The sequence below is a fragment of the Desulfonatronospira sp. genome, assembly GCA_003563255.1.
Taxonomy (GTDB): Bacteria; Desulfobacterota; Desulfovibrionia; order Desulfovibrionales; family Desulfonatronovibrionaceae; genus Desulfonatronospira.
In genome coordinates this window covers 1-7,459 of record PWSL01000112.1, presented here as the reverse complement: position 1 = coordinate 7,459, position 7,459 = coordinate 1, and the positions used below count along the sequence as shown (strand labels likewise).

6 protein-coding genes are annotated in these 7,459 nt (G+C 51.7%); all 6 read right to left on the bottom strand.

Features of this window, described 5'->3' with window-relative positions; all coding sequences use genetic code 11:
• A partial coding sequence (locus tag QZP87_RS03250; RefSeq protein WP_291321480.1) for a prepilin-type N-terminal cleavage/methylation domain-containing protein occupies positions 1–106 on the bottom strand: 106 nt, incomplete at its 3' end.
• Between the two features lie 11 nt (positions 107–117).
• Positions 118–1,431, bottom strand: a complete 1,314-nt coding sequence (locus tag QZP87_RS03245) for a WD40 repeat domain-containing protein (RefSeq protein WP_291321479.1) — start codon at positions 1,429–1,431, stop codon at positions 118–120.
• A gap of 230 nt (positions 1,432–1,661) precedes the next feature.
• Positions 1,662–2,378, bottom strand: a complete 717-nt coding sequence (locus QZP87_RS03240) for a heparan-alpha-glucosaminide N-acetyltransferase (RefSeq protein ID WP_291321478.1) — start codon at positions 2,376–2,378, stop codon at positions 1,662–1,664.
• The gene (locus QZP87_RS03235; RefSeq protein ID WP_291321477.1) at positions 2,375–3,577 is read right to left on the bottom strand and encodes a type II secretion system F family protein; all 1,203 of its coding nucleotides are present in this window, start codon (positions 3,575–3,577) and stop codon (positions 2,375–2,377) included. Before QZP87_RS03235 ends, QZP87_RS03240 begins: the two co-directional genes overlap by 4 nt.
• Before the next feature lie 93 nt (positions 3,578–3,670).
• Complete coding sequence (locus QZP87_RS03230; protein ID WP_291321476.1) at positions 3,671–5,164, bottom strand: GspE/PulE family protein; 1,494 nt, start codon at positions 5,162–5,164, stop codon at positions 3,671–3,673.
• On the bottom strand, positions 5,148–7,130 hold the full coding sequence (gspD, locus tag QZP87_RS03225; RefSeq protein ID WP_291321475.1) for a type II secretion system secretin GspD: 1,983 nt from the start codon (positions 7,128–7,130) through the stop codon (positions 5,148–5,150). The genes QZP87_RS03230 and gspD overlap by 17 nt, the downstream gene beginning before the upstream one ends.
• Positions 7,131–7,459 lie beyond the last annotated feature (329 nt).

The following is a 7,459-nucleotide window of genomic DNA, read 5'->3' as shown; positions in this document are numbered from 1 at the left end:
GATCCATTATCCTGGGCACCAGAAGTCCTGCCAGGAGACCCAGGATGACCATGACCACCATGATCTCGATTAAACTAAAGCCGGCTCTGTCGTAATTATGATGCATAAGTATATCCTCTAATCAATATCAACCCAGTCCGGGGGGATTTCAGCGCGGATATTCCGCCTTAAGGGAAGTCTTTGCTGAAATGTTCCTGACTGTCTATCCCTGTCTGCCGTCCACCACAGGTAGTGTCCCTGATCTGGAATGTATCTGGACCATAGGGTTGAATCTTTTGAACTCATTACTGGATCCGCCAGACTGTAATCTGTATCAGCCCAGGAAAAAACACCTGTCGGCTGCACCTGAATATCCTTGAAACCGGCATAAGATTCAAATTCCTCAATTTCTTCGCCGGTGCGGGCGTTGAAATATCTTTGTCTGCCATCCAGATCCCTGACCTTTACAGCCATTTTTTCAGGATTTATCTGCACCTGCAACTCAGGAGCCGACATAAAAACCCTTTTTACCAGCTCCTCATGATGTAAAATATAGTAAAGAACCTTGTTTTCCAGAAGATACTCCCCTCTTGCCGTGTTGTCCGCATCAAGCTGTCCTGCGGGTATGTTCCAGACCACAGCAGAGCCGGGGTTGCCTCTTTTGTCCAGAACCAGACTGGAACCTTTGAAACGGGCGACTTCAAAGGGCCCGTCAGGGATCAAAAAGCTCTCCAGCATCTCATATTCGGGCACAGTCCATTTGACAAGCCAGCCGGCCTCATCCACCACCATCAGTACTCCCCCTTTGGGGGTGAAGCTCATTGCCAGGGGATTGTAGCGCAATGTCTCCCTGTGCTCAAGGGTCTGGCCGGGACTGCCCGTCCACAACCTTCTGCCTTCGTCCACCAGCGCGATCCGGCTTGCATGAGAAGAAACAGTGATATTCTGCACAGGAGCCTGGGTGGTGATCTCTTTTCTCAATGTACAGGACCGCAGATCAAAGATGCTGATCTCCTGCTGGTTGCCGCTGGAGACAGCAACAAAAGGCGAATATCCCCCCATCCAGATATTCTGTACTGGATCATCACTGGAATAATCAAAACCAGCGCATGGCCACCCGCTCCAGATCCTGACATGTCCTCCTGAAAAACCGGCCGCCAGAACATCACCCTGCAAGGCATAAGCAGTCACATCATCAGCCAGGATAATTTCAGGCCTTTCACGGCTCAACAGTATCATTTTGGAATAGTCCGGCTCCCGGCGGGGTTCAAAGACCGACTGTACCGGGGAATATTGCTGAGCATAACTGCTGCTCAGCAATTCTTTCATGGGCTGAACAGGTCCATACGGCGTTTTTTCGGTTGTGACCGGCTCAGGAGTGATTTCCGGGGCTTTGGGGGCACACCCGTGGAAAAGCAAAATAATAAGGATTACGGCTATAGACTTAAACACACTGGTTCCAGTCATCCAGGGTTGAATGTTAAGGGTTGACACTACTGCGACACTTTGAATCGTAACCATTCAGGGGGCAGGTACCGGCCACTGTCACAAAAAACAAGAAATTGATATCAGTTCATTGTTAATTGTTAATTGTTAATTGTTGAAGAACAAAAGCCTAAATTAACTGCTTTACCCTATTAACAATTAACAGATAACCGGGTTGCGGGCGTAGCCCGCTTTGGTTAAAATATTATCAAAACCAGATACATCGTCCCCATAAGTACAGGTTGATGCAGCATATAGATCGCCAGGCTGTTACGGCCGATACCGGCAAGCACCCGGGCGACCGGCCCGCCGTTTTTTGATTGTATTATCGGGTTTAACCGGGCTGCTTGCTCAAAAAGCTTTCCTGCAGCCATGCCCAGAAAAAAAACACCGATCCATGGAAAAATGGGAACATAGTCCTCAGTAAATGGTTTGTCGGCGCTGAAGCCTATCCAATTGATCCATTTGGGATCAAACAACGGGCTTTGCAGGGCGGTCCCGGCCCAGATTGCCAGGCACCCCATGACGAGGTTCAGCCCCAGAAAACCGCAAAAGGCATACCCCAGGAGCCTGGCTGTCAGGATAAAATGCAGCACCCCGAAATAGATCCAGGACTCTGGAAAAATCGGGTATGTAGCCAGGCTGACAACCAGGGCACAAGCCGCCAGAAGCTTCTGCCTGTACAGGTGCTCCAGCCAGGAGGAGCGCTTGAGGCATGACAGGTGCAGGCTCATCCCGGCGATAAATATGAATGTGCCGACGATTATGCTGCGCAGGCCGGTCCAGAACCGGTCCTGAGTGATATCGATGTCGGCCACCTGAAAATACTGCAGATTGTAGCAGAAATGAAAGCCCACCATGAGCAGGACGGCTGCCCCCCTGACCATGTCCGGTATTATAAAACGCTGCCTCATATCTGTGCGGTAATGTCGAAAATCGGACCCATAACTGCCAGCACGAAAAAGCCGACCACCAACCCCAGCAGCAGAATCAGCGCAGGTTCAACCAGCCCCACCATCCTTCTCAGTGTATTGTCTACCTCCCGTTCCAGGATATTGCTCAAACGTTCCAGAAAACCAGCCAGTTGTCCTGTTTTTGCCCCTGCCCCCAGGGCCGTCAGATACATTTCCGGGAATATTCTCTGACCGGCCAGGACCTGTTCCAGAGACCTTCCAGTGGCTACTTGAGCAGCCGCCATTTCCATACGTTCCCGGAAAAATTCTGAACCTATGCCCCGCACCGAACCCTGTATGGCCTGCACAAGAGATATTCCGGCTCTCAACTGAAAGGACAGCAGGCCTGAAAACCTGGCCAGAATCAGATCCCGGAATAGTGGAAGCCTCCACAGCCCGGCATCAACCCGGTACCTGATTGTATGCACCTTCTTATAAAGGCTCCACCCCCCGGCAGCAACCAATACCGCCAGCATGACCAGCAAAACGCCATAGCTTTCCATCCACTGCCCTGCTCCCATTAAGACCCTGGTGTGCAGGGGCAGATCCTGGCCCGAGGCTTCAAATATGCCGGCAACCCTTGGCAGGACCCTGGTCAGCAGAAAATATACAGCACCGGTCGCTATCAAAAGCACCACCATGGGGTAGGCCAGGGCGGTCAGCAACCTGCCCTGAACTTCCCGACGCTGATCCTCGTATCCCGCGATACGCTCCAGAATTTCTGCCAGGTGCCCTGTTTTTTCAGCTACCTGGATCATTCCGATATAGACTCCCGGGAAAATTGCAGGATAATTTTCCAGGGACCTGGAAAAAGAAACACCGGATTCTACAGAATCCCTGATGCCCATCCAGACCCTGGAATTTTTGCCCTTGGCCATCCGCCCTAAAAAGTCCAGGCTCTGGACCAGAGAACCCCCGCTTTTGAGCATCAGGCCCAGGTAGTAAAAGGCCTCTTCGATCCTGATTCTTTTACCCCACGGCAGGGTAAAGACAAACCAGGACCTCCCCGGGTGCATATCGCTTCTGACCCGGGTCAGTCTTACCGGAGTCAAGCCCTGCTCCTGGAGTTGGCTGTAGGCCCTGGCCTGGCTGTCTGAATCCAGGTAGCCCTTTTTCTTTCCGCCCTCTTCGTCCAGGGCCTGGTAGTAATAGCTGGGCATTTCGTTTAAAAATTTAACCGGCGGAAATGTTCGAACCTTATAGCACTACAGCGACACTTTTTTTAAAGTGGTAATCTTTGTATTAGTGCAGGATCAAAACCTGGTCACCCTGAGCACCTCTTCCAGAGAAGTGGAACCTTTCTGAACCAGGCTCAGGCCATGTTCAAACATGCTCCTGTTTTTCTTAGAGCGCATGAAGCTGCGCAACTCTTCTGCTGACGGCTTTTGAATCATCAAGCTGCGCAACTCTTCATTTACAGGCATAAGTTCATAAATGCCCTGCCTGCCTTTATAGCCGCTATGCAGACAGGCCTCACACCCCTGTCCCCGGTATTGACTTGAGAACCGGGCGTGATGGTTTTGGAGCATGGACAGGCAGTCCCCGCTGACAGGGACCTGCCTGGAGCACACCGGGCAGTTTTTCCGGACCAGGCGTTGACCCACCACCAGGATCATGGAAGAGGCCAGCAAAAAGGGCTCTATGCCCATTTCCAGCAGCCTTGTGATGGCAGTAGGTGCATCATTGGTATGCAGGGTCGCCAGCACCAGGTGCCCCGTCAAAGACGCCTGCACTGCAGTGGAGGCTGTTTCCATGTCACGAATTTCTCCCACCAGGATGATATCAGGGTCCTGGCGCAAAAACCCCCGCACCGCTCCGGCAAAAGTAACTCCCGCAGCCCGGTTGACCTGGACCTGGTTCACACCCGGCAGATGGTATTCCACGGGGTCTTCAACGGTCATAATATTCAAGGAATCACGAGGCAGTTCCGCAAGTGCAGCATACAAGCTGGTGGTTTTACCACTTCCTGTAGGTCCTGTGACCAAAATAATTCCGTAGGGAGAGAACATAATCTGCCGCAAGAGGTCTATGTCCTCACCTTCAAGCCCCAGTTCCGGCAGAGACAGGATGTTCTTGGAACGGTCCAGGATGCGCAGGACAGCCTTTTCTCCTCGCAAAGTGGGCATGGTGGATACACGCAGGTCGATGTCCTTGTTGCCCACCCGGACCTGAAAACGACCATCCTGGGGGGCCCTGCATTCTGCAACATCCATGCTGCCCATGACTTTTATCCTGGCCAGCACAGTGGGCTGAACCGCCGGGTCCAGGCTGCGGACCGTACTTAGCTTGCCGTCCAGACGATAACGTATGACAAACTGCTTTCCCTGCAACTCGAAATGGATATCACTGGCACCCTGGCTGACCGCCTGGTGCAGGGCCTTATTTACCAGTCGTACAATGGGAGCGTCTTCATGGGACCAGCCCAGCAGATCCCGTCCGAAATCCTCGCTGTCAGCCTCCTGTTCCACGCTGTCCCCGGAATCATGCTCTTCCTCCCACAAAGACAGAGCCTGCTCCAGAAGGGAATAAAACAAATCCTGGTTCACAAGCCTGGTACTTATCAGTTTGCCCAGTTTCCAGGCCAGATGATCAGCCAGGCAGCGTCCCTGAACAGAAGTGACCAGAACCATGAGACGATCTTCGTCGAGGCTGACCGGTAGAAACTGATTGCGCTGGGGAAACTGCAGGTAGGAGGTTACAATATCTCCTGGAAGAGCCGAAAGGTCAAACTCATTCTTGGAATTCATATCCGGAGCCGGTGTTTATCGAGGGCATTTCCATTCTGAAATAATCTTCCTGACGCTGGGAACGTCCCCAGAACTCCTGCTCCAGGATCTGCTCGTTGCGGCGCCGGGACTCTTGCACTCTTCCCATACGATCTTCAGTGATCTCGTCAGCCTGCTCCAGGGTTTCAATGATCCTGGCGCTTAAAAAAACCATAAGAGTGGTTTTGGGGGCAGAAATAGATTCACGCCTGAACATCCAGCCCATGGCGGGTATCTGGGATAAACCCGGCACTGCCTGGCGGGAGTGGGTATAAGAGTTTTCCATAAGACCCGAGATGACCATGGTGGAACCGCTGGGCAACTGGACGTTGGTCCTGGTATCCCGGCTCATGGTGGTGGGAGCCCGGGCGTCAAGCTGGTCAATGATATTCTTGACCTCCTGCTCCACCGCCAGCCGGATCATTTTGGTCTCCATGTTGATGGTGGGAGTAACCAGCAGCCTGATGCCTACATCGCGGTAATCATAAGATCTTATGACGTTGTTCTGTGGATCCACCCTTTCACTTACCAGGTAAGGCCTGTTTTCTCCTACAAATATTTCCGCCTCCGAATTATCCATGGTCATAATTTGAGGAGTGGACAAAATATTGAAATCCGTGGCGCTCTTTAAAAAATTTATCAAGGCCCCCAGTGTGGAAAATTTCTTTCCGGCATAGGTCACTGTATTGCCCAGGGCTCCTATGGAAAACCCCTGATCAGCAACAGGAGGGGCAGGATCGCTTAGTAAAGGCCCCAGCCTGGAATCCGGGGCAACGAACCCCCCGGTAACCACACCATCACTTCCACCTCCCCCGGCCAGCCATTCTATGCCAAATTCCTGGCTGTGTTCCAGCGTCGTCTCAACAATCAAGGCCTCTACAAATACCTGTGCCAGGGGACGATCCAGATGATCTATAACTTCATCCACCTGGGTAAGAGTTCTGGAATCGGCTAAGACAAGCAGGGAATTGGTGTTTTCATCAGCAGATACAACCAGGGCCGAGGCATCCTCAATGCTCCTGTGCAGTCTCCCGTCAGAAGACAAGAGATTGCGCAAAACATCAGAAGCCTCTTTTGCTCTGGCGTTTTTTAAGGGGTATATTTTCAGACCCGTACCCTCAACAGTAATATCATCCAGGCTTTTTACCAGGCCGCCCACGGTCTCCAGCTGATCCGGGGCGCCAGCTACCATGATGGAGTTGGACCATTCGACCGGCAAAACCACCGGGGCATCCCCCAACTGCCCCCTTTCAATGAGACCCTGGTAGAGTTCGGCAATTTTTTGTGCTGCCTTTTGAGGTTCCGCCTGCTGCAGCGGCAAAAGCTCAGTTTCCCATTCAGGCCCAAGCTTGTAAAGGGTGTCCACGAGCCGGGCAAGCTTCAGAATACGCTCCCTGGTATCCCGGATTAGAACCGCTCTGGCAGGGGCTACTTCCTGCACCATGCCGTACCTGGACAGAAATGGTTTTAACAGTTCTGCGGCCTGCCTGACAGGAGCCCTGGGGCCCAGCTGGATTACAGTGGTCATCAGCTCCTGGTCCCGGCCTTCACCCACAGGATAGACAAAGGGATCGCTCATGGTTTTGACCAGAGGAGTATGCAGAATATAAAGAACATCCCCCCTGGAAACCAGCTCCAGGTTGTTGCCGGCCAGGATGCTTTCAAACACAGCCATTAGTTCAGGTTCACTCATGGGTTGCTGAGCCTGCATGCTCACTACGGCATCCGGAATGCGGTCTTCTCGAAAGACAATATTTTTGCCGGTAAAACGGCTGACAAACGAGATAAAATCTTCCAGAGAAACGCCGTCCAGGTCTGCTGTCACCTGTAGGGGCTCATCTTCTGCTGATTGTGCTGTCAGCGGCCTGAACATGAAAAGCGATGTAATGGCCAGGGTCAGGAAAAAAAGCGGGATTAAAAAGCCTTTATTTATTTTGTTGACAGTCAAAAGTACACCTGCAGAATAAAGTTATTGTTGACTCTTTGCTTACTTGAGAGGTAATAGTTATCAGTTATTAGTTATTAGTTATCAGTTATTAGTGACTTACTCCTGAGACCCTGTCATAAAAAACAAGAAAAATTTGAGCCATGACGGGGGTTCAGCACTTGGCACTGGGACTGTTTCATTTTTGGACACTAAGCTCAGGTGCTCCCCTCGCCGCGCAAGCGGCTGATGCCTTTTCCTTGCGGGTTCTTATTCCCGCAAGGAAAAAACATGCTTCTTCAATCTCTTTTATCTGTGTCAATCTGTGTGATCTGTGGGCTAAAAACTCTTTT

What these genes read in the sequence shown, in the direction of transcription:
- QZP87_RS03230 (WP_291321476.1), bottom strand. Translation starts at nt 5,164, where the DNA reads ATGAATTCCAAGAATGAGTTTGACCTTTCGGCTCTTCCAGGAGATATT.
- QZP87_RS03235 (WP_291321477.1), bottom strand. Translation starts at nt 3,577, where the DNA reads ATGCCCAGCTATTACTACCAGGCCCTGGACGAAGAGGGCGGAAAGAAA.
- QZP87_RS03240 (WP_291321478.1), bottom strand. Translation starts at nt 2,378, where the DNA reads ATGAGGCAGCGTTTTATAATACCGGACATGGTCAGGGGGGCAGCCGTC.